Genomic DNA, 21,467 nt, shown 5'->3' with positions numbered 1-21,467 from the left:
TTCAAAGCGTCACGAGCACAGTCGATCCTGCAGGTACGATGGCGACGCAGCCGCTCGAAGTCCCCCCGAGCGTCTGCGTCAGCCCTCATCAGAACCCGTCCTGCCGGCGTAAAACTTTGAAAGCAGCTTCTACAAGAGACTCATGCAATCTCGGCTGATCGGCTCATAAAGTCGAAAAGCGCCTGGTTCGTGAGTATCTGGATCGCGTCCCGGACAACCCTTTGGGACCACTGATGAGGGTAATAACTGTGCTTGAAGCCTATCGCAAACACGTAGTAGAGCGTGCCGCTCAGGGTATCGTGCCCCAGCCGCTGAACGCCGAACAAACCGCAGGCCTGGTCGAGCTGCTGAAAAACCCGCCGGCTGGCGAAGAAGAATTCCTCGTAGACCTGATCACCAACCGCGTGCCGCCAGGCGTGGACGAAGCCGCCTACGTCAAGGCCGGTTTCCTCTCTGCCGTTGCCAAGGGCGAAGCCACTTCCCCGCTGATCAGCAAGCAGCGTGCCGCTGAACTGCTGGGCACCATGCAGGGCGGCTACAACATCGCCACCCTGGTCGACCTGCTGGACGATGCCGCCCTCGGCACCGTTGCCGCCGAGCAGCTCAAGCACACCCTGCTGATGTTCGACGCCTTCCACGACGTCGCCGAGAAAGCCAAGGCCGGCAATGCCAACGCCAAGGCCGTGCTGCAGTCCTGGGCCGATGGCGAGTGGTTCACCAACAAGCCGGCCATCGCCGAGAAATACAGCCTGGCCGTGTTCAAGGTCCCGGGCGAAACCAACACCGACGACCTGTCCCCTGCCCCGGACGCCTGGTCGCGCCCCGACATCCCGCTGCACGCCCTGGCCATGCTGAAAATGGCCCGCGACGGCATCGTGCCGGAGCAGCAAGGCGCCATCGGCCCGCTGAAGCAGATCGAAGAGATCAAGGCCAAGGGCTTCCCGGTCGCCTACGTCGGTGACGTGGTCGGTACCGGTTCGTCCCGCAAGTCCGCCACCAACTCGGTGCTGTGGTTCTTCGGCGACGACATCCCCTACGTTCCGAACAAGCGTGCCGGCGGTTTCTGCTTCGGCACCAAGATCGCTCCGATCTTCTACAACACCATGGAAGATGCCGGCGCCCTGCCGATCGAGTTCGATGTCTCGAACATCAACATGGGCGACGTGATCGATGTCTACCCGTACGCTGGCAAGGTCTGCAAGCACGGCACCGACGACGTCATCACCACCTTCGAACTGAAGACCCCGGTGCTGCTCGACGAAGTCCGCGCTGGCGGCCGTATCCCGCTGATCGTCGGCCGCGGCCTGACCGAGAAGGCGCGTGCCGAGCTGGGCCTGGGCGCTTCCGAGCTGTTCAAGAAGCCGGAGCAACCGGCTGACAGCGGCAAGGGCTTCACCCTGGCGCAGAAGATGGTCGGCAAGGCCTGCGGCGTCGAAGGCGTGCGTCCGGGCACCTACTGCGAACCGAAGATGACCACCGTCGGCTCCCAGGACACCACCGGCCCGATGACCCGCGACGAGCTGAAAGACCTGGCTTGCCTGGGCTTCTCCGCTGACCTGGTGATGCAGTCCTTCTGCCACACTGCGGCCTATCCGAAGCCGATCGACGTCACCACCCACCACACCCTGCCGGATTTCATCCGCACCCGTGGCGGCGTGTCCCTGCGTCCGGGCGACGGCATCATCCACAGCTGGCTGAACCGCATGCTGCTGCCTGACACCGTCGGCACCGGTGGCGATTCGCACACCCGTTTCCCGATCGGCATCAGCTTCCCGGCCGGTTCCGGCCTGGTGGCCTTCGCCGCCGCCACCGGCGTCATGCCGCTGGACATGCCGGAATCCGTTCTGGTGCGCTTCAAGGGCAAGATGCAACCCGGTATCACCCTGCGTGACCTGGTCCATGCGATCCCTTACTACGCCATCCAGAAAGGCCTGCTGACCGTCGAGAAGAAAGGCAAGAAGAACATCTTCTCCGGCCGCATCCTCGAGATCGAAGGTCTGGACAACCTGACCGTCGAGCAGGCGTTCGAGCTGTCCGACGCCTCCGCCGAGCGTTCGGCTGCCGGCTGCACCATCAAACTGCCGGAAGCGGCCATCGCCGAATACCTGCAGTCCAACATCACCCTGCTGCGCTGGATGATCAGCGAAGGCTACGGCGATGCCCGTACCCTGGAGCGTCGTGCCCAGGCGATGGAAGCCTGGCTGGCCAACCCGGTGCTGATGGAAGCCGACAAGGACGCCGAGTACTCGGAAATCATCGAGATCGACCTGGCCGAGCTCAACGAGCCGGTACTGTGCGCCCCGAACGATCCGGACGACGCCCGTCTGCTGTCCACCGTGGCCGGCGACAAGATCGACGAAGTGTTCATCGGTTCGTGCATGACCAACATCGGTCACTTCCGCGCTGCCGGCAAGCTGCTGGACAAGGTCAAGGGCGGCATCCCGACTCGTCTGTGGCTGTCGCCGCCGACCAAGATGGATGCCCACCAGCTGACCGAGGAAGGCTACTACGGCATCTACGGCAAGGCCGGCGCGCGCATGGAAATGCCGGGCTGCTCGCTGTGCATGGGTAACCAGGCTCGCGTCGCTGCCAACTCCACCGTGGTCTCGACCTCCACCCGTAACTTCCCGAACCGTCTGGGCGATGGCGCCAACGTGTACCTGGCCTCTGCCGAACTGGCTGCGGTCGCTTCGATTCTCGGCAAGCTGCCGACCGTCGAGGAGTACATGGCCTACGCGAAGGACATCGACAGCATGGCTGGCGACATCTACCGCTACCTGAGCTTCGACCAGATCGCAGACTTCCGTGAAGCTGCGGCCAACGCCCAGATCCCGGTCGTTCAGGCCTGATCCCAGCGTTGTGACAAGAGCCCCGCCCAGTGCGGGGCTTTTTTATGCCTGCACAGGAGCAGGCACACTGGCATATGCCTTGCTTCGCCTCCAGGCACAGGGCCCTTTCAACGCTGGAAGCGGCTTGATCGACAACGGCGTCGTATCCCCTCCGGCCATTGCGCCGGGGTCAGGTACGACGTTTTTTTATGGCCTGTCACTGGTCATCTGCGTGAGCGTTAAGGAAGCGACATGAGCGAACACGACACCCCTCGCGACGACGCCCCGGCCTGGGGCAGCGATGCCCCTGAGAAGAGCGTCCTGAACATCGGCTTCATGGCCCTGAGCGACTCCGCCTCGGTGGTGGTCGCCGCCACTCAGGGTTTCGCCGAGAAGTACGGGCTGAGCCTCAGGCTGCATCGCCAGACGTCCTGGGCCGGCCTGCGCGACCGCCTGCTCAGCGGCGAGCTGGATGCCGCGCACAGCCTGTACGGATTGATCTACGGGGTGCAGCTGGGCCTTGGCGGCGCCCCCGCCACCGACATGGCCGTGCTGATGGGGCTGAACCAGAACGGCCAGAGCATCAACCTGTCGCACAGCCTGCAGGCGGCCGGCGTGACCAACGGTGAGGCACTCAGGCAACACGTGCACCAGCATGAGGCGCGCCTGACCTTCGCCCAGACCTTCCCCACCGGCACCCACGCCATGTGGCTCTACTACTGGCTGGCCAGTCAGGGCATCCATCCGCTGCGCGATGTCGACAGCGTGGTGGTCCCGCCGCCGCAGATGATCGAGCACCTCGAAGCGCAGCGCATCGACGGCTTCTGCGTCGGCGAGCCCTGGACCGCCAAGGCCGTCGACGAACAGCTGGGCTGCACCGTCACCACCATCCAGGCGATCTGGCCGGACCACCCGGAGAAGGTGCTGGGTTGCACCCGCGCCTTCGTCGAGCAGAACCCCAACACCGCGCGCGCCCTGATCATGGCCGTGCTCGACGCCGCCCGCTTCATCGACGACAACGAAGAGAACAAGCGCAGCACCGCCCAGCTGCTCAGCGGCAGCGAATACGTCAACGCCCCGGTGTCGGCCATCACGCCACGCTTCCTTGGCCAGTATCAGGACGGCCTGGGGCACACCTGGCAGGACGAGCACCCGCTGCGCTTCCATGCGGGCGGCCTGGTCAATCAGCCCTACCTGTCCGACGCCATGTGGTTCATGACCCAGTTTCGCCGCTGGGGCCTGCTGCGCAGCGACCCGGACTACCTCGGCATCGCCCGCCAGGTTCAGCAACTGGCGCTGTATCGCGAGGCAGCCAGCGCGCTGGGCATTGCCGTACCCGCCGAGATGCGCAGCTCCACGCTTCAGGACGGCACCTGCTGGGATGGCAGCGACCCGGTCGCCTATGCCCGCAGCTTCCACCTCCACGCCCTGGCCGACAGCCCGGCTGCCGCCCTGTAACTGCCCGGAGAGCCATCGATGCTGCGTATCCTGCTGATCAACGACACGCCCAAGAAGGTCGGCCGCCTCAAGACCGCGCTGGTCGAGGCCGGCTTCGAGGTGATCGACGAATCAGGGCTGACCATCGACCTGCCCGAGCGCGTCGAGGCGGTGCGCCCCGACGTCATCCTGATCGACACCGAGTCGCCCGGACGCGACGTCATGGAACAGGTGGTCCTGGTCAGCCGCGACCAGCCACGGCCCATCGTCATGTTCACCGACGAGCACGACCCCGGCGTGATGCGCCAGGCGATCCAGAGCGGTGTCAGCGCCTACATCGTCGAGGGCATCCACGCCCAGCGCCTGCAGCCGATCCTCGACGTCGCCATGGCGCGCTTCGAGAGCGACCAGGCCTTGCGCGCGCAATTGCAGGCCCGCGACGCACAGCTGGCCGAACGCAAGCGCGTGGAGCTGGCCAAGGGCCTGCTGATGAAGATGAAGAGCTGCAACGAAGAGGATGCCTACACCCTGATGCGGCGCCAGGCCATGAGCCGCCAGCAGAAGCTGATCCAGGTCGCCGAACAGATCATCGCCATGCACGACATGCTCGGCGGCTGAGCAACTGTACCGCTGAAACAGTTCACTGTACCGGTACGGACTGTATCAGTCAGGCAACTGTTACAGTCGCCTTCGCCGGCGCCTGTGTATGCCCCGTCCCGCCGGCCTCGGCTAGGGTAGACAACCCCTAGCCGAGGAACCCTTCATGACCGAACACGACCTGCTGGCCGAAGCCGACCGCCGCGCCCTCGCCTACCTGGACGGCACCCCCACGCGCCGGGTCTTCCCCGACGCCCCTGCCATCGCCGCCCTGGCCGCCTTCGACCAGCCACTGCCGGAGCAGGGTCACGCCGCCGAGCAGGTGCTGCGCCAGCTCGATGACATCGGCTCACCCGCGACGGTGGCGAGCAACGGCGGGCGCTACTTCGGCTTCGTCATCGGCGCGACGCTGCCGGCGGCGGCCGCCGCCGAACGCCTGGTGCTGGCCTGGGACCAGTGCGCCTCGTCCTTCAACAACTCGCCGGTGGTCGACCAGCTCGAACGGGTCGCCGGGCGCTGGGTATGCCAGGCTCTGGGGCTGCCGGCGCAGAGCGCGGTCGGCTTCGGCACCAGCGCCACCGCCTGCACCCTGACCTGCATCGCCGCCGCTCGGCGCAAGCTGCTCGCCGGGCAGGGCTGGGATTTCGATGGCGATGGCCTGGCCGGTGCGCCAGCGCTGCGCGTGGTGCTCTCGGAAACGGCGCACGTCACCGTGAAGAAAGCCCTGCGCGTGCTCGGCTTCGGCATGAATCAGCTGATCTACGCACCGGTCGACGAACGCGGGCGCATCGACCCGGCGCGCCTGCCGCCGCTGGATGCACGCAGCCTGCTGATCCTGCAGGCCGGCGAGGTCAACAGCGGCGAATTCGACCCGTTCGCCGAACTGATCCCCAGGGCCCGCGCCGCTGGCGCCTGGGTGCATGTCGACGGTGCCTTCGGGCTCTGGGCGCGGGCCTCGTCGTCGGCGCACCTGGCCGCCGGCATCGAGCAGGCCGACAGCTGGACCTGCGATGGGCATAAATGGCTCAACACCCCTTATGACAGCGCCATGGCCATCTGCCGGGACGCCAGCGCCCTGGCCGCGGCGATGAACAGCGACGCCGCCTACGCCATGGCCAGTGCCCACGCGCAGACCAACCTGACCCTGGAGTTCTCCCGCCGGGCGCGCGGCGTGGCGATCTGGGCGGCACTGGCCAACCTTGGCCGCGACGGCCTGCGGCGCATGATCGACCGACACATTCGCCAGGCCCACCTGCTCGCCGACGCCCTCAGCGCCGGTGGCTACCAGGTGCTCAACCAGGTGCCGCTGAATCAGGTGCTGGTACGTGCCGACTCGGACGCACAGACAGACGCCATCCGCGAGGCGGTCCAGGGCAGTGGCGAGGCCTGGTTCGGCCCGACCCGCTGGCAGGGACGCCCGGCGTTCCGCCTGAGCGTCTCGTCCTGGCGCACCACTGACGAGGACATCCAGGCCCTGGCCGAGCTACTGCTGCGACTCAAGCGACAGAGCGGCGCATAGCGCGCTGGACAGCCTGGCGGCGACAGGCGTATCGTCGCCGCCAGGTCACAGCAGTGACCAACGTCGCTCGGACGGTTCCGGGCGCTTACGTATCCGAGGAAATCATGGCAGAGAACGCCAAGCGCCGCTTTGCGCGCATCGATCGTCTCCCCCCCTACGTCTTCAACATCACCGCCGAACTGAAGATGGCTGCACGCCGTCGCGGTGAAGACATCATCGACTTCTCCATGGGCAACCCCGACGGTGCGACTCCGCCGCACATCGTCGAGAAGCTCGTGCAGGTCGCCCAGCGCGAAGACACCCACGGATACTCCACCTCCCGCGGTATTCCACGCCTGCGCCGCGCCATCTCGCGCTGGTACAAGGACCGCTACGACGTGGAGATCGATCCGGAAAGCGAAGCCATCGTCACCATCGGCTCCAAGGAAGGCCTGGCGCACCTGATGCTGGCCACCCTGGATCATGGCGACACCGTGCTGGTGCCCAACCCCAGCTACCCGATCCACATCTACGGCGCGGTGATCGCCGGCGCCCAGGTGCGTTCGGTACCGCTGGTGCCGGGCGTGGACTTCTTCGCGGAGCTGGAACGCGCCATCCGCGAGTCGATTCCCAAGCCGAAGATGATGATCCTGGGCTTCCCCTCCAACCCCACCGCACAGTGCGTGGAGCTGGACTTCTTCGAGCGCGTGGTCGCCCTGGCCAAGCAGTACGACGTACTGGTGGTGCATGACCTGGCCTATGCCGACATCGTCTATGACGGCTGGAAGGCCCCGTCGATCATGCAGGTGCCGGGCGCCAAGGACATCGCAGTGGAGTTCTTCACTCTGTCCAAGAGCTACAACATGGCCGGCTGGCGCATCGGTTTCATGGTCGGTAACCCCGAGCTGGTCAACGCCCTGGCGCGGATCAAGAGCTACCACGACTACGGCACCTTCACGCCCCTGCAGGTGGCCGCCATCGCCGCCCTGGAAGGCGACCAGCAATGCGTGCGCGATATCGCCGAGCAGTACCGCCAGCGTCGCAACCTGCTGGTCAAGGGGCTGCACGAGATCGGCTGGATGGTAGAGAAGCCCAAGGCCTCGATGTACGTCTGGGCCAAGATTCCCGAGGCCTACGCGCATCTGGGCTCGCTGGAGTTCGCCAAGAAGCTGCTGGCCGAAGCCAAGGTCTGCGTGTCACCCGGCCTGGGCTTCGGTGACTACGGCGACGACCACGTCCGCTTCGCCCTGATCGAGAACCAGGACCGCACCCGCCAGGCGCTGCGCGGGATCAAGGCGATGTTCAGGGCCGACGGCCTGCTGCCGGGCAAGCCCGCCAGAGCCGATCAGGAACAGTGACAGAGGGCGCCGCGAGGCGCCCTTTTTCCATCAGCGGCAAAGCTGACAAGATCTGCGACAATTCATGACGTTTGCCAACCTCAGCTGGTAGTTCCGGGGAATTGCCCGACAGAGTGAACGCCCGTACACTGCGCGCCCCTTCCCTGACGGTCGTACCTCGATGCTCTTCGTTCTGCGCATGCTGCTGATGGGCGTGCATTTCATCTTCGCCGGGCTGCTCGGCCTGCTGCTCGGCCTGTGCCGCCCCTTCAACCCGGACAACAGCCGCCTCTGCGCACGCCTCTACTCGCTGCCCGCGCTGTGCCTGCTGCGCCTCAAGCTCAAGGCCGACGTCCGCCCGCTGCTGGAACACCAGCGCTCATGCGTGATCATTGCCAACCATCAGTCCAACTTCGACCTGTACGTGCTGGGCCGCGTGGTGCCCAGGCGCACGGTGAGCATCGGCAAGAAGAGCCTCAAATGGGTGCCGTTCTTCGGCCAGCTGTACTGGCTGGCGGGCAACGTGCTGATCGACCGCAGCAACGCCCTGGCTGCCAAGCGCGCCATGCTGACCACCACCGCAACCCTGCGTGATCACGACACCTCGATCTGGGTGTTCCCGGAGGGCACGCGCAATCTCGGCCGTGGCCTGCTGCCGTTCAAGAAAGGCGCCTTCCAGATGGCGATCAACGCCGGTGTTCCGATCATTCCGGTGTGCGTGAGCAACTATGCCAGGTCCATGCGTCTCAACCGCTGGAACAGCGGCCGCATCCTGATCCGCTCGCTGCCGGCCATCCCCACTGCCGGCCTGAGCCTGGACGACATGCCGGCGCTGATGGAGCGCTGCCAGCAGGCCATGCGCGAATGCATCAGCAGCATGGACGCGGAACTGGCCAGCGCCTGACTGGCAGGCGGGTTGTCGGTGCGCACCGACAACCTGCGGCAACCATCAAAACGATCGATAGTTACTCTGCTGCACATCCATTATTCAATCGAAATGCCTTGAGCGATTCTGTGCCCACGCCTACCCAAGACCTGGAGCACGGACATGTCACGCCTCGCACAAGCGGCCCGCAACGGCGCCCTCGCAGCCATCGGCCTGTATCTGATCAGCACCTCCACGGCGCTGGTGCTGAGCTATGCCAGCCTGAAGCCAAGCACGCCGACCTTCGAACAGTCGGCGCCGCTGCAGACGCTGATCAGCCAGCTGCCGGCGCTGTTGCGCGCCCTCTCGCCAAGCTGAGGTGCGGCCATGCTCAGAACCCAACGGAGCCGCCTGCTGATGCTTGCCGGCATGGCCCTGCTGACCACCCTGCTGGCCCTGGTTGGCATCGGCAAGGGCTCGGCTGGCGCGGTGGCGCGCAACATCGAGTGCAGCCACAAGCTCGCCCATCACCTCGACCTGGCCGAGAGCCTCAAGCGGCAACGCAGCAGTCCGCCACCCAGCCGCGACGAGCACTTCTCGCCCTACTTCCTGCCCGTCAGGCAGGCATGAAAAAGCCCGGAAATCCGGGCTTTTTCATGCCTGCGAATCAGGCTCAGACCTTGGCTTTCCTGCCCTGGGCGACGAAACGCATCATCCACTCACCCACCACACTGCCCTGCTGGGCGTGCTTGAGGCTGTCCACCCCTTGCTGATAGACCTGCTCACCAAGGTGCTGCTGACGCAGCTCGAGCAGCGCCCGCGAGTAATCGTGGATGAACTCGGGATGGCCCTGGAAGCACAACACCTGATCCTCGATGTGGTACGCACCGATCGGGCAGAAGTCGCTGGACGCCAGCAGCGTGGCCTTCTCCGGCAGGCGAGTGACCTGGTCCTGGTGGCTGATCAGCAGTTGCAGCTCGTCCAGTGCCGGGCTCATCCACTCCGGGTTGCCCTGCAGGCGATAGCTGTGCACGCCAACACCCCAGCCCTGCTCGGCACGCTCGGCCTTGCCGCCCAGCAACAGCGCCAGCAACTGGTGACCAAAGCAGATGCCCAGCAGCTTGTCGCCACGCTGGTAGCGCTCGAGCAGGTACTGCTTGAGGGTCTGGATCCATGGCTCGCTGCCGAACGAATCCGCCTTGCTGCCGGTCACCAGGTAGGCGTCGAACTGCTCGCTGTCGGGCGGGTAATGCCCCTCCACCACGTTGTAGACACTGAACTCCGCCGCAACCGGTTGCTGAGCGAAAAGCTGCTCGAACATACGGCCATAGCCCTGATACTGGTCGACCAGTTCGGGACGGAGGATGTCAGTTTCCAGGATGCAGATACGCAGTGACATGAGGTTTCCTGTGTGAGCACGAAGGTAGGACGATTTGTGCGTTTTTCTTAACACATGCCCCCACACAAAGAAATAGCCAAGCCTGATTTACACGCATATTCGGCGTTCCGGAGCCCTGTGCAAGGCTGCGAACATTCGTCAATTAAAATTGACATCGCCCTGACGCAATGGCGCTGCACGAGGCGCTATCAGCCGCTTCGATAGTTACCATGCACACCATTCACTTCTGTGATGGCGAGCCTGCGGTGAATATCACTTCACCGGGCAGTCGCCCTCTTCACACAGAAGGAAATCGATCATGAGCATTTATGCCGCGCTCGCCAGCTTCGCCGCTGCTTCCACCTTCCAGACCTCCGCCCCGGCTCGCCCTGCCCCTGCGGCACCGGCAAACCGCGACGTCCGTTCCAGCTGACGACCCGCCAGGAGAGCCGCCATGCACAGCCAACTCAGCCTGGACGCCTATGGCGTCACCTACGTTCACCTGCAAGACGACGGCCTGCAGTTCGAGAGCGAAGCCGCCCTGCAGCTCGATGACGGCAGCATGCTGACCCTGCGCATGCCGACCCGCTACAGCGAGATGCTGGCCATCCACGAAGCGGTGTGCATTCAACAGGGCTGGTGCCAGGCGGCCTGACGGACGCTCCCCAAAAAAGAAACGGCCCATCGGGCCGTCTCTTTGCACACCAGTCGCCTCAGAAGCACTCGCCCTTGGCTGCCTTCTCCAGCAGCAGTGCCGGCGGCAGGAAGCGCTCGCCATATTGCTCGGCCAGGTACTGCGCACGGGCGACGAAGTCCTTCACCCCGTACTGATTGATGTACTGCAGCGCACCGCCCGTCCAGGCGGCGAAGCCGATGCCGAAGATCGAGCCGACGTTGGCATCGGCCACCGACTGCAGCACGCCCTCCTCGACGCAACGTACCGTTTCGATGGCCTGGATAAACAGGATCCGGTCGCGGACATCCTGCTGCGGAATCTGCGCATCGGCCTTTTCGAAACGCGCCTTGAGCTCGGGCCACAGGTGCTTCTTGCCAGCGGCCGGGTAGTCGTAGAAACCCATGCCCGCCGCCTTGCCTGGACGCTTGTACTCGCCCAGCATCATGTCGATGACCGCGAAAGCCGGGTGCTCGGGGATGGATTTGCCCTCTGCCGCCAGGTCCTTGATGGTCTGCTGGCGGATGTGGTTCATCAGGCTCATCGACACTTCATCGCTGATCGCCAGCGGGCCGACCGGCATGCCGGCGTTGCGTGCCTCGTTCTCGATCATCGCTGCGCTGACGCCTTCGCCAAGCATGGCCAGGCCTTCGTTGGTGAAGGTGCCGAACACCCGCGAGGTGAAGAAGCCACGGCTGTCGTTGACCACGATGGGGGTCTTCTTGATCTGCATGACGTAGTCGAAACCACGCGCCAGCGTCTCGTCGGAGGTCTTCTCGCCGCGGATGATTTCCACCAGCGGCATCTTGTCCACCGGACTGAAGAAATGCAGACCGATGAAGTTCTCCGGCCTGGCCACGGCAGTCGCCAGACCGGTGATCGGCAGCGTCGAGGTGTTGGAGGCGATCACTGCGTCGCCCAGCGCGGCGGCTTCTGCGGCGGCGGTGACCTTGCCCTTGAGCGCACGATCCTCGAATACCGCTTCGATGATCAGGTCGCAGCCGTCGAAGTCCGCCTCGCTGTCGCTCGCCTTGATCAGCTCGAGGAACGCGTCGCGCTGCTCGGCGCTCATGTGCCCCCTGCCGACCTTCTTGTCCAGCAGCCTGGCCGAGTAGCCCTTGCCCTTCTCCGCCGCTTCGACGGACACGTCCTTGAGCACCACCTCGATACCTGCCGCTGCCGATACGTAGGCGATACCCGCACCCATCATGCCCGCGCCGAGCACGCCGACCTTCTTCGTCCGGGTCTTCGGGTAACCCTGCGGGCGCGAACCGCCGGCATTGATCTCATTGAGCTGAAACCAGAAGGTGCCGATCATGTTCTTCGCCACCTGACCGCAGGTCAGCTCGGTGAAGTAGCGCGCCTCGATGATCTGCGCGGTGTCGAAGTCGACCTGCGCGCCCTCGACCGCCGCGCACATGATTTTCTCCGGCGCGGGGAAGCAGCCCCGGGTCTTGTCGCGCAACACGCTCGGGGCAATGGCCAGCATCTGCGCCACGTTCGGTGAACTCGGCGTCCCCCCCGGAATCTTGTAGCCCTGCACGTCCCAGGGCTGCCGCGCGGTCGGGTTGGCGGCGATCCAGGCCCGCGCCTTGGCCAGCATCTCCTCGCGGTCGCCGGCCAGCTCATGGATCAGCCCGGCCTTGAGCGCTGCCTCCGGGCGCACCTTCTTGCCTTCGGCCAGGTACGGCAGCGCCTTCTCCAGGCCGAGGATGCGCACCATGCGCACCACGCCGCCGCCACCAGGCAGCAGCCCCAGGGTGACCTCCGGCAGGCCGAGCTGCACATGGGGCTCGTTCAGGGCGATGCGCTGGTGGCAAGCCAGGGCGATCTCCCAGCCGCCACCCAGCGCGGCGCCGTTGATGGCCGCGACCACCGGCTTGCCGAGGGTCTCGAGACGGCGCAACTGGCCCTTGATCTTGAGGATCATCTCGTAGAAACCCTGGGCGTCGGCCGGGGTGACCTGGATCAGTTCGTTGAGGTCGCCGCCGGCGAAGAAGGTCTTCTTCGCCGAGGTGACGATGACCCCGGCGATGGTGTCCTTTTCCGCCTCCAGGCGGTCGACGATCTCGGCCATGGCCTCGCGGTACACCGCGTTCATGGTGTTGGCACTCTGGCCGGGCATGTCCATGGTCAGGACGACGATAGCGTCCTGGCCTTTTTCGTAGCGGATGGCGTCAGTCATTTTTTCACGTCCCAAATATTCGGGGAGTGCTTCAGGGGCGTCACGCGCGCGGCTCAGGCAAGGCGGAAATCATTGGACTTCCAGCGCCGCGTGGCCGAGCGCAGTCGCCCGTGACAGCTCCTAGATACGTTCGATGATGGTGGCGATACCCATGCCACCGCCCACGCAAAGGGTGGCCAGGCCATAGCGCAACTGGCGCTTCTCCAGTTCGTCGAGCAGCGTGCCGAGGATCGCGCAGCCGGTGGCGCCCAGCGGGTGGCCCATGGCGATCGCGCCGCCATTGACGTTGACCTTGTCCTCGCTCACGCCCATGTCCTTCATGAACTTCATCACCACCGAGGCGAAGGCCTCGTTGACCTCGAACAAGTCGATGTCATCCACCGCCAGCCCCGCCTTGGCCAGCGCCTTGCGCGTGGCGGGCGCCGGCCCGGTGAGCATGATGGTCGGATCGGTACTGGTCACCGCCGTGGCGACGATGCGCGCACGTGGTTTCAGGCCCAGTTCGCTGCCCTTGGCCGCGGAGCCGATCAGCATCAGCGCGGCGCCGTCGACGATGCCGGAGCTGTTGCCCGGCGTGTGCACATGCTCGATACGCTCGACATGACTGTAGACGCGCAAGGCGGTGGCATCGAAGCCCATCTGCCCCATCATCTCGAAGCTGGGCTTGAGCTTGTTCAGCCCCTCCAGCGTCGAGTCGCCCCGGATGAATTCGTCATGTTCGAGCAGCAGGATGCCGTTCTGGTCGCGGACCGGCACCAGGGACCTGGCGAATGCGCCATTGCCGCTGGCGCGCGCGGCCTTCTGCTGCGAACGCAGGGCGAAGGCATCGACGTCCGCGCGGGTGAACCCTTCCAGCGTCGCGATCAGGTCGGCGCCGATGCCCTGCGGCACGAAATTGGAGTGAATGTTGGTTTCCGGGTCCATCACCCAGGCGCCGCCGTCGGAGCCCATGGGCACGCGTGACATCGACTCGACGCCACCGACCACCACCAGGTCCTCGAAGCCGGAGCGCACCTTCATCGCCCCCATGTTCACCGCCTCCAGCCCCGAGGCGCAGAAGCGATTGAGCTGCACGCCCGCCACGCATACGTCCCAGTCGGCCACCATCGCGGCGGTCTTGGCGATGTCGGCGCCCTGGTCGCCTACCGGCGTCACGCAACCCAGCACGATGTCGTCCACCTGGCTGGTATCCAGATCGTTACGGGCTTGCAGGGCAGTCAGCAGGCCGGCGACCAGCTGGACGGGCTTGACGCTGTACAGCGCGCCGTCCTTCTTGCCCTTGCCACGCGGCGTGCGTACCGCGTCGAAAATATAAGCTTCGGTCATGGCATCCTCGGAAGGTCATGCGGCGCTGGCGATCACGGCGCCGCGCCGGTTCTTGTTTGAGCGTCCCTACCTTAGCGCCACGAGGCCAGCGCTCAATGACCGAAGCGCTCAGCGCCATTGACCACTGAGCTCAGACGAACGGTCGTTTGTTCGTCAACGGGCACATGGGCCCGAGCAACCTGTCTGCCACAAGGCATGCGGCCTGCGCGCCTGGCGAGCGTCATAGCGCGTGTTTCCTAGCAGCCAGCCATTAGCAACCAAGTCATCTAAGAAAGCGCTGACTGCAGCCCTAGAGTTAGTCATGCACCTTGACGAAAACCGGTGCAGGGAACCGTCGCTGGGTCATGCCGGGGCGGTCGATGGAACTACGCCCAGGCAGCAGCTCGCCAGGCAGACCGGCAGGCGTCCGACACGACGCCCATAACAACAAGAGGCATATGGCCATGAACAAGCAGCCGAAATACCGTCAGGCTGGCGTCATTCTCTTCGCCACGGCGGTCATACTGATCCTTCCCAACCTGACCCGTCTGGTCAGCTGAGCCAGCAACGCCCCGCTGCTGTGCAGACGCCGTGGTGCGCTCGGCACAGGGCGGGTGCTTTCCCATGACCTGGTGACACCCCGTCTGGACGGCGCGCCCGCATCGGGCAAAGATAGTTCGATCCCTCGCCAGCCCCGGAGCCAGACATGCGCCTCGCCATTCTCTTCCTTGCCGGCCTGTTCACCCTTGCCGGCGCCCACGCAGCGGAAGTGGACCAGGCTGCCGCACTCGAGACGCTGCAAGACGAAGACAGCCTGCTGATCGACGTGCGCAGCGCCGAGGAATTCGCCGACGGTGCCCTGCCCGGCGCCATCAACCTCGAACATGATCGGATCGCGGAACGCATCGCCAGCGTGGCCCCCGACAAGGACCGCCCGCTGGTGCTGTACTGCCGCAGCGGGCGGCGCTCCTCATTCGCGCAGGACAAGCTGCAGGCACTGGGCTACAGCCGGGTGATCAATGCAGGCGCGTATGACGACCTGCTGCCGCTCCTGGAGCGCGGCGAATGAGGGGGCTGCTGGTCAGCCTGATGCTTCTTGGCTGTTCCCTCTCGCTGCAGGCTGGCGAGTTCGCCGCGCAACTGAACGCTGGCACGCGCAGCTGGAGCAGCAGCGAACTGTTGCACCACCCTCAGGCCCGCGACATCGAGATCGCCGACGACGTCAGCTACAAGCGCCCCATGCGCTACCGTGCGGTCCCGATCCGCGCGCTGCTCGAGGGCGTGACGGCGGGCGATCACCTGCAGGCGGTGGCATCGGACGGCTTCGCCGCCGAGCTTCCGGCCGCCCTGCTGCTGGCCGACGAAGGGGCCAAGGCCTGGCTGGCCATCGAAGACCCGGACGAGCCATGGCCACCGCTGGCCCAGGGCAAGGCCAGCGCGGGGCCGTTCTACCTGGTCTGGACCGCCCCGCACGCCAGCCAGATCAGCCCCGAGCAGTGGCCCTTCCAGGTCGTCAGGATTCGCCAGCTCGCGGCGGTGGAGCAACGCTTCCCCGCCCTGCTCCCGGCCGGTGACGCGAGCAGCGAGGTGCAGGCCGGCTTCGCCCTGTTCCAGAAGAACTGCATGGCCTGCCACCGCCTCAATGGCGCCGGTGATTCCGCGTTCGGCCCCGATCTGAATATCCCCTACAACCCCACCGAGTACTTCACCGGCGACTTCCTGCGCCAGTATATCCGCGACCCGCAAAGCCTGCGGCGCTGGCCGCAGGCACGCATGCCCGGCTTCTCCGAGCAGGTGCTCGACGCCACGCAGCTGCAGCAGCTGATCGCCTACCTGCAGCACATGGCCACGCGCAAGCTCCCGCCGCCGGGCTAGCGCGGCAGGCTCTCCTCCAGCGCCTCGCGGATCAGGCTCTGCAGCAACTGCACCGGCTCGCTCGGCTGCGCCTCGGCGCGGTGCAGGGCCAGCTCCAGCGCCGGCAGCGGCGGCAACCCGCTGCTGCCGCTCGGCAGGACCTCGACGCCGGCCGGCAGGCACAACGCCGTACGCACGGTGATGCCCAGGCGCGCCCGCGCGGCGGCCCACAGGCCACCCAGGTTGGCGCTGGAGAACGCCACGCGCCAGGGCAAACCGGCACGATCCAGCGCCGCGCATGGCTCGGAACGGAACAGGCATGGCGCCTCGAAGCACAGCAGTGGTAACGGTTCGCCCGCCTGTTCGCGCCAGCGGGCCAGCACCTCGGCGTCGCCGATCCAGCACATCGGCACGCGGCCCAGGAGCTCGCGCCCCGGTGCAGCGGGATCGCCCCCCCAGACCAGCGCCAGGTCGAGCCCACCAGCGGCGAGCGCCTCGAGCAACTCGGCGTTGCGCGCCACCCGCACCTCGATGCGCACCCGTGGATGCAAGCGCGCAAAGCGGCCGAGCACCTCCGGCAGGAGGATTTCGCCGAAGTCTTCCTGCAGACCCAGACGCACCTCACCACCGAGCCGGCCGCTGTGCAGCGCGGCGCAGGCCTCGTCATTGAGGGCCAGCAGGCGTCGGGCGTAAGCCAGCATCAGCTCGCCGCTGTCGGTCAGCGCCAGGCCGCGCCCCGCGCGACGCAGCAGCAAGGCATCGGCCTGACTCTCGAGCTTGCGCAGCTGTGCGCTGGTGGCCGAGGTCGAGCGCCCCAGGCGCTGCGCGGCGCGAGCGAAGCTGCCCAGTTCGACCCCGGTAACGAAGGTGCGCAGGGCGTCCATGTCGAAGTTGGTCAGGCGCATGACACTCCCGTTTTTTGGAATCAACAGTTGGAAATTATCCGATTTTCAGCACGGATTCTCTCTCGCACACTGCCAGACCTCAAGCGCGAGGCATCCGGCCTGCGCATGTGCAGCGAGAACCGATCATGAACATGCCCGCCCCCACCGCCACCACCTGTCCGCCACAGGCCCCGCCGCTGAGCCAGCGCTGGAAGGTGCTGATCGCCGGCTTCGTCGCCAACGCCGCGCTGATTGCCGCTACCGCCGGCCTGCCGACCACGGCACTGAGCCTGAGCAGCGACTACGGCTTCGGCCATGCCGAACTGGCCTGGGTCTTCGGCAGCATGGGTCTGGGACTGGCTCTGAGCGAGTTGCCCTGGGGCATGCTGACCGACCGCTGGGGCGACCGCCCGGTGCTGCTCTGCGGCCTGCTGGTGACTGGTCTGGCGCTGCTTGGCCTGGCCATCGGCGGGCAGCCGGGTGATGGCGCCCTGATACGCCTGTGCGCCGGCCTGACGCTCGCCGGGCTGGCCGGCGGTAGCGTGAACGCCGCAAGCGGTCGCGCGGTGATGGCCTGGTTCGGCCCCGGCGAACGCGGGCTGGCCATGAGCATCCGCCAGACCGCCGTGCCCCTGGGCGGCCTGCTGGGGGCCTGCGTGCTGCCGTCACTGGCGCGCCAGCAGGGGTTCAGCCTGGTGTTCGGCCTGCTCGCCGGGCTCTGCGCGCTGGCCGGCTACCTGACCTGGCGCTGGCTGCACGAGGCTCCCGGCCAGTCCCTCGCGGAACCCGAGCGCCGCGCCCTGCGCCCGGCCTGGAGCGAAGCGCCGCTGTGGCGCCTGGCGCTGGGTATCGGCGTGCTGTGCATGCCGCAGTTCGTGATCCTCAGCTTCGGTGCGGTGTTCATACACGAGCAGCTCGGCGGCAGCCTGCTCATGGTCAGTGCCAGTCTGGCCACCCTGCAGCTCGGTGCCGCCGTCGCACGCGTGCTGAGCGGGCGCTGGAGCGACCGCAACGGCAATCGTCATCTGTACCTGTGGCGCTGCGTGCTGGCGGCCGCTGCGGCCTACCTGCTACTGGCCGGTGCCACCGCCCTGCTGACGCGGCAGATGCTGCCCCCGGCGCTGGTGCTGGCGCTGCTGATCGGCTGCGGCATCCTGATCTCGGCATGGCACGGCGTGGCCTATACCGAACTGGCCAGCCAGGCCGGCGTGGCCCGTGCGGGCACGGTGCTGGGCATGGCCAACACCCTGGTGTTCGCCGGCATGTTCCTCACCCCGACGCTGGTCGCCACCGGCCTGCGCCACGGTGACTGGCCGCTGGTGTGGGGCGTGGCGGCCCTGCTGACGCTGGCAGCCTGGCCGCTGCTGCGCGCGTCGCGCGGCTGAGCGGCCCTACTGCTGGCGCACCTGCAGCAACGGCGCGACCTGCACCTGCGCATGCATCTGCTCGCAACCACCGCCACGGCGCATGCCGCGCACCGGGCAGGCATCGAGGTAGTCCAGGCCGACCGCCAGCTTCAGGTGACGCTCAGGGCGTGCCAGGCAGTTGGTCACGTCGAAGCTGTACCAGGCATCGCCGACCCAGGCCTCGGCCCAGGCATGGCTGGCCAGGTGCTCGGCATCGTCCGTGTACAGGTAGCCCGACACGTAACGCGCCGGCACCCCCAGGCTGCGAGCACAGGCGAGGAAGGCATGGGTGTGGTCCTGGCAGACACCACGGCGACCGGCGAAGGCCTCGGCGGCGCTGGTATCCACCTCGGTGACGCCCGGCTGATAGACGATATGGGCATTGAGCGCATGCATCAGGTCGATCAGTCCGTTGCGGTCGCTGTGCGCCCTGGCGTGCTGCGCGGCGAACTCGCGAATGGCGTCATCCGCCTGGGTCAGGCGGGTGAAGCGCAGGAACGGCAACGCCGACTGCTGCTCGTGCTCGGCCTCGCACGTCTCGTCGATCTCCACCTGGCCCCGGGCGCCGATGACGATGGCCTCGTGCGGCTCGTCCAGGGTCAGCACATGCAGGATGTTGCCGTACGGATCGATCTGCGCATGCACCGGGCGCGGCAGATCGAGCTGCCAGCTGAGCACCTGCTGTCGCTCGCTGTCATGCGGGGTCAGGCGCAGGTACTGGATACTCGCGCGCACCTGATCATCGTAACGGTAGGTGGTGTCATGACTGATCGAAAGTCTCATGCGACCTCCAGATAGGACGTGTGGATGGTGTTGCCCAGCTGGCGCACCAGCAGGATGAAGTCGGTCAGCCAGGCGTGCAGACCTTCGTCGAGCACTTCGTCGATGCTGGTGTAGCGCAGGCGCGCATCCAGTTCGGCGGCCAGGCGCTGCGCGGGGCGACCGTTCTCTCCTGGTAGACCGGCGAGCATCAGGTTGAGTTCTTCCATGCAGGCGCGCAGCGAACGCGGCACGTCCGGACGCAGCAGCAGCAGTTCGGCGACCTTGCGCGTGCGCGGCGAGCCACGGTAGATCTCGGCGAAGGCCTCGAACGAGGACAGCGCACGCAGCAGCGCGCTCCACTGGTAGTAACTGCGCGCCGTGCGCTCCTCCAGTTCGTCGATCTCTTCGCCGAGCATTTCGTAGCGCGCATCGAGCAGACGCAGGGTGTTGTCGGCGCGCTCGATGAAGGTGCCCAGGCGGATGAAGCGATAGGCCTCGCCACGCATGATGGTGCCGAAGGTGGCGCCACGGAACAGGTGCGAACGCTCCTTGACCCACTCGCAGAAGCGACTGATGCCATAACGCCCCAGCCCCTGCTCGGCGATGCCGCGCATTTCCAGCCAGGTGGCGTTGATGTTCTCCCACATGTCGGCGGTGATGCGCCCGCGCACCGCGTGCGCATTGCTGCGCGCCGCCTGCAGGCAGCAGTAGATGCTGCCGGGGTTGCTCGCATCGAGGGCGAAGAAGTGCAGCATGCGCTCGGCATGCAGCGGGCCATGACGCTCCAGGTATTCGTCCAGCGTGCCGGTGATGAGCAGCGGCATGGCCAGTTCGTCGAGGCCGTCGCCACGGCCGTCCTGCGGCATCAGCGACAGCGAGTAGCTGACGTCGAGCATGCGCGCGAGGTTCTCGGCACGCTCCAGGTAGCGCGACATCCAGTACAGATCGGAGGCAGTACGACTGAGCATGATTAGTCCTCCACCACCCAGGTGTCCTTGGTCCCGCCGCCTTGCGACGAGTTGACCACCAGCGAGCCTTCGCGCAGGGCCACGCGCGTCAGGCCGCCAGGCACCAGGCGGGTTTCGCGGCCGGTCAGGACGAACGGACGCAGATCGATATGGCGCGGTGCGATACCGCGCTCGACGAAGGTCGGGCAGGTCGACAGGCTCAGCGTCGGCTGGGCGATGTAGGCCTCCGGCTTGGCGATCAGGCGGGCACGGAAGGTCTCGATCTCGGCCTTGCTCGCCGCCGGCCCCACCAGCATGCCGTAGCCACCGGAGCCCTGGGTTTCCTTGACCACCAGCTCGGACAGGTTGGCCAGCACGTGGGACAGCTCCTCCGGCTTGCGGCACTGCCAGGTCGGCACGTTCTTGAGAATCGGCTCCTCGTCCAGGTAGAAGCGGATCATGTCGCCGACGAAGGGATAGACCGACTTGTCGTCCGCGACACCGGTGCCGATGGCGTTGGCCAGCACCACGTTGCGCGCGCGATAGGCCGACAGCAGCCCGGCGACGCCGAGCATCGACTCGGGGTTGAAGGCCAGCGGATCGAGGAAGGCGTCGTCGAGACGGCGGTAGATCACGTCGACCTGGCGCGCCCCCGCGGTGGTGCGCATGTAGACCTTGTCGTCACGCACGAACAGGTCCGCCCCCTCCACCAGCTCCACACCCATCTCGCGGGCCAGGAAGGCGTGCTCGAAATAGGCGCTGTTGAAACGTCCCGGGGTCAGCACCACGACCGTGGGGTTGTCCAGCGGGCTGGAGCTCTTCAGCGCGTCGAGCAGCAGGTTCGGGTAGTGATCCACCGGCGCCACGCGCTGCGCGGCGAACAACTCGGGGAACAGGCGCATCATCATCTTGCGGTCTTCGAGCATGTAGCTGACGCCGCTCGGCGTACGCAGGTTGTCCTCGAGCACGTAGTAGCTGCCGTCGCCATCGCGCACCAGGTCGACCCCGGCGATGTGCGCGTAGATGTCGCGATGCAGGTCGAGCCCCTGCATGGCCATCTGGTACCCCTCGTTGGCCAGCACCTGTTCGGCCGGGATGATGCCCGCCTTGATGATGCGCTGGTCGTGGTAGAGGTCGGCGAGGAACAGGTTGAGCGCCTGCACGCGCTGGATGCAGCCACGCTCGACGATGCGCCACTCGCTGGCGGGTATGGCGCGTGGAACGATGTCGAAGGGAATCAGCCGCTCGGTGCCCTGATCGTCGCCGTAGAGGGTGAAGGTGATACCCGCGCGATGGAACAACAGATCGGCTTCGCGCCGGCGCTGGGCCAGCAGCTCGTCCGGCGTTTCCGCCAGCCAGCGGGCGAACTCTCGGTAGTGCGGGCGGACAGCGCCACTCGCGTCGTACATCTCGTCATAAAAGGTGCGGGCCATGCCGTACTCCTTGTCACCCGGACTTGCAGCATCCTCTGCAAGGCCCGAGCCAGCACTATTAATCCTTTAATTTCAACA

General features: G+C 66.2%; 20 protein-coding genes. 13 read left to right on the top strand and 7 right to left on the bottom strand.

Annotated features, from left to right (window positions below):
* Positions 1 to 248: 248 nt before the first annotated feature.
* From acnB to FIV02_RS10475, 8 genes are all read left to right on the top strand, one after another.
* The gene (gene acnB, locus FIV02_RS10510; RefSeq protein ID WP_152490109.1) at positions 249 to 2,849 is read left to right on the top strand and encodes a bifunctional aconitate hydratase 2/2-methylisocitrate dehydratase; all 2,601 of its coding nucleotides are present in this window, start codon (positions 249 to 251) and stop codon (positions 2,847 to 2,849) included.
* Positions 2,850 to 3,080: 231 nt separating this feature from the next.
* Positions 3,081 to 4,286, top strand: coding sequence for a CmpA/NrtA family ABC transporter substrate-binding protein (locus FIV02_RS10505; protein WP_152488571.1), 1,206 nt, complete (start codon positions 3,081 to 3,083; stop codon positions 4,284 to 4,286).
* An 18-nt stretch (positions 4,287 to 4,304) separates the two neighbouring features.
* Positions 4,305 to 4,883, top strand: a complete 579-nt coding sequence (locus FIV02_RS10500) for an ANTAR domain-containing response regulator (protein ID WP_037053090.1) — start codon at positions 4,305 to 4,307, stop codon at positions 4,881 to 4,883.
* A gap of 145 nt (positions 4,884 to 5,028) precedes the next feature.
* Complete coding sequence (locus FIV02_RS10495) at positions 5,029 to 6,381, top strand: pyridoxal-dependent decarboxylase (protein WP_152488570.1); 1,353 nt, start codon at positions 5,029 to 5,031, stop codon at positions 6,379 to 6,381.
* Between the two features lie 104 nt (positions 6,382 to 6,485).
* Positions 6,486 to 7,718 carry an alanine transaminase gene (gene alaC, locus FIV02_RS10490; protein ID WP_152488569.1) on the top strand — a complete coding sequence of 411 codons (1,233 nt, stop codon included), beginning with the start codon at positions 6,486 to 6,488 and terminating at the stop codon, positions 7,716 to 7,718.
* A gap of 160 nt (positions 7,719 to 7,878) precedes the next feature.
* Positions 7,879 to 8,601: a 1-acyl-sn-glycerol-3-phosphate acyltransferase gene (locus FIV02_RS10485; RefSeq protein ID WP_037053094.1), complete on the top strand. Its 723-nt coding sequence runs from the start codon at positions 7,879 to 7,881 to the stop codon at positions 8,599 to 8,601.
* Positions 8,602 to 8,745: 144 nt separating this feature from the next.
* The gene (locus tag FIV02_RS10480; protein ID WP_152488568.1) at positions 8,746 to 8,940 is read left to right on the top strand and encodes a hypothetical protein; all 195 of its coding nucleotides are present in this window, start codon (positions 8,746 to 8,748) and stop codon (positions 8,938 to 8,940) included.
* A gap of 9 nt (positions 8,941 to 8,949) precedes the next feature.
* Entirely contained in the window at positions 8,950 to 9,192 is a 243-nt protein-coding gene (locus FIV02_RS10475) for a hypothetical protein (protein WP_152488567.1), read from the top strand.
* A gap of 43 nt (positions 9,193 to 9,235) precedes the next feature.
* On the opposite strand, the gene FIV02_RS10470 is transcribed toward FIV02_RS10475, so the two are convergent.
* Positions 9,236 to 9,961, bottom strand: a complete 726-nt coding sequence (locus FIV02_RS10470) for an amidotransferase (protein WP_037053097.1) — start codon at positions 9,959 to 9,961, stop codon at positions 9,236 to 9,238.
* Positions 9,962 to 10,259: 298 nt separating this feature from the next.
* On the opposite strand from FIV02_RS10470, the gene FIV02_RS25105 reads away from it, so the two are divergent.
* Positions 10,260 to 10,373, top strand: coding sequence for a PA2485 family small membrane protein (locus FIV02_RS25105; protein WP_306085265.1), 114 nt, complete (start codon positions 10,260 to 10,262; stop codon positions 10,371 to 10,373).
* Positions 10,374 to 10,394: 21 nt separating this feature from the next.
* Positions 10,395 to 10,595 carry a type III secretion system co-regulatory protein PtrC gene (ptrC, locus tag FIV02_RS10465; protein WP_037053098.1) on the top strand — a complete coding sequence of 67 codons (201 nt, stop codon included), beginning with the start codon at positions 10,395 to 10,397 and terminating at the stop codon, positions 10,593 to 10,595.
* Positions 10,596 to 10,653: 58 nt separating this feature from the next.
* Here the strand turns inward: ptrC and FIV02_RS10460 are convergent, their stop codons facing one another.
* Together FIV02_RS10460 and FIV02_RS10455 are read right to left on the bottom strand one after the other, a co-directional pair.
* Entirely contained in the window at positions 10,654 to 12,798 is a 2,145-nt protein-coding gene (locus FIV02_RS10460) for a 3-hydroxyacyl-CoA dehydrogenase NAD-binding domain-containing protein (RefSeq protein ID WP_152488566.1), read from the bottom strand.
* A 120-nt stretch (positions 12,799 to 12,918) separates the two neighbouring features.
* Entirely contained in the window at positions 12,919 to 14,124 is a 1,206-nt protein-coding gene (locus tag FIV02_RS10455) for an acetyl-CoA C-acetyltransferase (RefSeq protein ID WP_037053104.1), read from the bottom strand.
* 685 nt (positions 14,125 to 14,809) lie between these two features.
* On the opposite strand from FIV02_RS10455, the gene FIV02_RS10450 reads away from it, so the two are divergent.
* Both FIV02_RS10450 and FIV02_RS10445 read left to right on the top strand, forming a co-directional pair.
* Complete coding sequence (locus tag FIV02_RS10450) at positions 14,810 to 15,172, top strand: rhodanese-like domain-containing protein (RefSeq protein WP_152488565.1); 363 nt, start codon at positions 14,810 to 14,812, stop codon at positions 15,170 to 15,172.
* Complete coding sequence (locus FIV02_RS10445; protein ID WP_152488564.1) at positions 15,169 to 15,978, top strand: cytochrome c; 810 nt, start codon at positions 15,169 to 15,171, stop codon at positions 15,976 to 15,978. Before FIV02_RS10450 ends, FIV02_RS10445 begins: the two co-directional genes overlap by 4 nt.
* Here the strand turns inward: FIV02_RS10445 and FIV02_RS10440 are convergent.
* Positions 15,975 to 16,862, bottom strand: coding sequence for a LysR substrate-binding domain-containing protein (locus FIV02_RS10440; protein ID WP_152488563.1), 888 nt, complete (start codon positions 16,860 to 16,862; stop codon positions 15,975 to 15,977). The genes FIV02_RS10445 and FIV02_RS10440 overlap by 4 nt on opposite strands.
* A 125-nt stretch (positions 16,863 to 16,987) precedes the next feature.
* Here FIV02_RS10440 and FIV02_RS10435 point away from each other — a divergent pair, with 125 nt between their 5' ends.
* Positions 16,988 to 18,226 (top strand): MFS transporter, encoded by a 1,239-nt coding sequence (locus FIV02_RS10435; protein WP_218571706.1) that lies wholly within the window; start codon positions 16,988 to 16,990, stop codon positions 18,224 to 18,226.
* A gap of 6 nt (positions 18,227 to 18,232) precedes the next feature.
* On the opposite strand, the gene FIV02_RS10430 is transcribed toward FIV02_RS10435, so the two are convergent.
* Genes FIV02_RS10430 through FIV02_RS10420 form a run of 3 tightly spaced genes read right to left on the bottom strand, consistent with a single transcriptional unit; the run spans position 18,233 to position 21,389 of the window.
* A complete protein-coding gene (locus FIV02_RS10430; RefSeq protein WP_047590582.1) occupies positions 18,233 to 19,030 on the bottom strand; it encodes a transglutaminase family protein in 798 nt (265 codons plus the stop codon).
* On the bottom strand, positions 19,027 to 19,977 hold the full coding sequence (locus FIV02_RS10425) for an alpha-E domain-containing protein (protein ID WP_037053110.1): 951 nt from the start codon (positions 19,975 to 19,977) through the stop codon (positions 19,027 to 19,029). Before FIV02_RS10425 ends, FIV02_RS10430 begins: the two co-directional genes overlap by 4 nt.
* A gap of 2 nt (positions 19,978 to 19,979) precedes the next feature.
* The gene (locus FIV02_RS10420) at positions 19,980 to 21,389 is read right to left on the bottom strand and encodes a circularly permuted type 2 ATP-grasp protein (RefSeq protein WP_047590580.1); all 1,410 of its coding nucleotides are present in this window, start codon (positions 21,387 to 21,389) and stop codon (positions 19,980 to 19,982) included.
* Between the last annotated feature and the right edge of the window lie 78 nt (positions 21,390 to 21,467).

It is taken from the genome of Pseudomonas sp. THAF187a (genome assembly GCF_009363395.1).
Taxonomy (GTDB): domain Bacteria; phylum Pseudomonadota; class Gammaproteobacteria; order Pseudomonadales; family Pseudomonadaceae; genus Aquipseudomonas; species Aquipseudomonas khazarica.
This window is presented reverse-complemented; position numbering and strand designations above follow the sequence as displayed.

What these genes read in the sequence shown, in the direction of transcription:
- FIV02_RS10505 (WP_152488571.1), top strand. Translation starts at nt 3,081, where the DNA reads ATGAGCGAACACGACACCCCTCGCGACGACGCCCCGGCCTGGGGCAGC.
- FIV02_RS10500 (WP_037053090.1), top strand. Translation starts at nt 4,305, where the DNA reads ATGCTGCGTATCCTGCTGATCAACGACACGCCCAAGAAGGTCGGCCGC.
- FIV02_RS10495 (WP_152488570.1), top strand. Translation starts at nt 5,029, where the DNA reads ATGACCGAACACGACCTGCTGGCCGAAGCCGACCGCCGCGCCCTCGCC.
- alaC (WP_152488569.1), top strand. Translation starts at nt 6,486, where the DNA reads ATGGCAGAGAACGCCAAGCGCCGCTTTGCGCGCATCGATCGTCTCCCC.
- FIV02_RS10485 (WP_037053094.1), top strand. Translation starts at nt 7,879, where the DNA reads ATGCTCTTCGTTCTGCGCATGCTGCTGATGGGCGTGCATTTCATCTTC.
- FIV02_RS10480 (WP_152488568.1), top strand. Translation starts at nt 8,746, where the DNA reads ATGTCACGCCTCGCACAAGCGGCCCGCAACGGCGCCCTCGCAGCCATC.
- FIV02_RS10475 (WP_152488567.1), top strand. Translation starts at nt 8,950, where the DNA reads ATGCTCAGAACCCAACGGAGCCGCCTGCTGATGCTTGCCGGCATGGCC.
- FIV02_RS10470 (WP_037053097.1), bottom strand. Translation starts at nt 9,961, where the DNA reads ATGTCACTGCGTATCTGCATCCTGGAAACTGACATCCTCCGTCCCGAA.
- FIV02_RS25105 (WP_306085265.1), top strand. Translation starts at nt 10,260, where the DNA reads ATGAGCATTTATGCCGCGCTCGCCAGCTTCGCCGCTGCTTCCACCTTC.
- ptrC (WP_037053098.1), top strand. Translation starts at nt 10,395, where the DNA reads ATGCACAGCCAACTCAGCCTGGACGCCTATGGCGTCACCTACGTTCAC.
- FIV02_RS10460 (WP_152488566.1), bottom strand. Translation starts at nt 12,798, where the DNA reads ATGACTGACGCCATCCGCTACGAAAAAGGCCAGGACGCTATCGTCGTC.
- FIV02_RS10455 (WP_037053104.1), bottom strand. Translation starts at nt 14,124, where the DNA reads ATGACCGAAGCTTATATTTTCGACGCGGTACGCACGCCGCGTGGCAAG.
- FIV02_RS10450 (WP_152488565.1), top strand. Translation starts at nt 14,810, where the DNA reads ATGCGCCTCGCCATTCTCTTCCTTGCCGGCCTGTTCACCCTTGCCGGC.
- FIV02_RS10445 (WP_152488564.1), top strand. Translation starts at nt 15,169, where the DNA reads ATGAGGGGGCTGCTGGTCAGCCTGATGCTTCTTGGCTGTTCCCTCTCG.
- FIV02_RS10440 (WP_152488563.1), bottom strand. Translation starts at nt 16,862, where the DNA reads ATGCGCCTGACCAACTTCGACATGGACGCCCTGCGCACCTTCGTTACC.
- FIV02_RS10435 (WP_218571706.1), top strand. Translation starts at nt 16,988, where the DNA reads ATGAACATGCCCGCCCCCACCGCCACCACCTGTCCGCCACAGGCCCCG.
- FIV02_RS10430 (WP_047590582.1), bottom strand. Translation starts at nt 19,030, where the DNA reads ATGAGACTTTCGATCAGTCATGACACCACCTACCGTTACGATGATCAG.
- FIV02_RS10425 (WP_037053110.1), bottom strand. Translation starts at nt 19,977, where the DNA reads ATGCTCAGTCGTACTGCCTCCGATCTGTACTGGATGTCGCGCTACCTG.
- FIV02_RS10420 (WP_047590580.1), bottom strand. Translation starts at nt 21,389, where the DNA reads ATGGCCCGCACCTTTTATGACGAGATGTACGACGCGAGTGGCGCTGTC.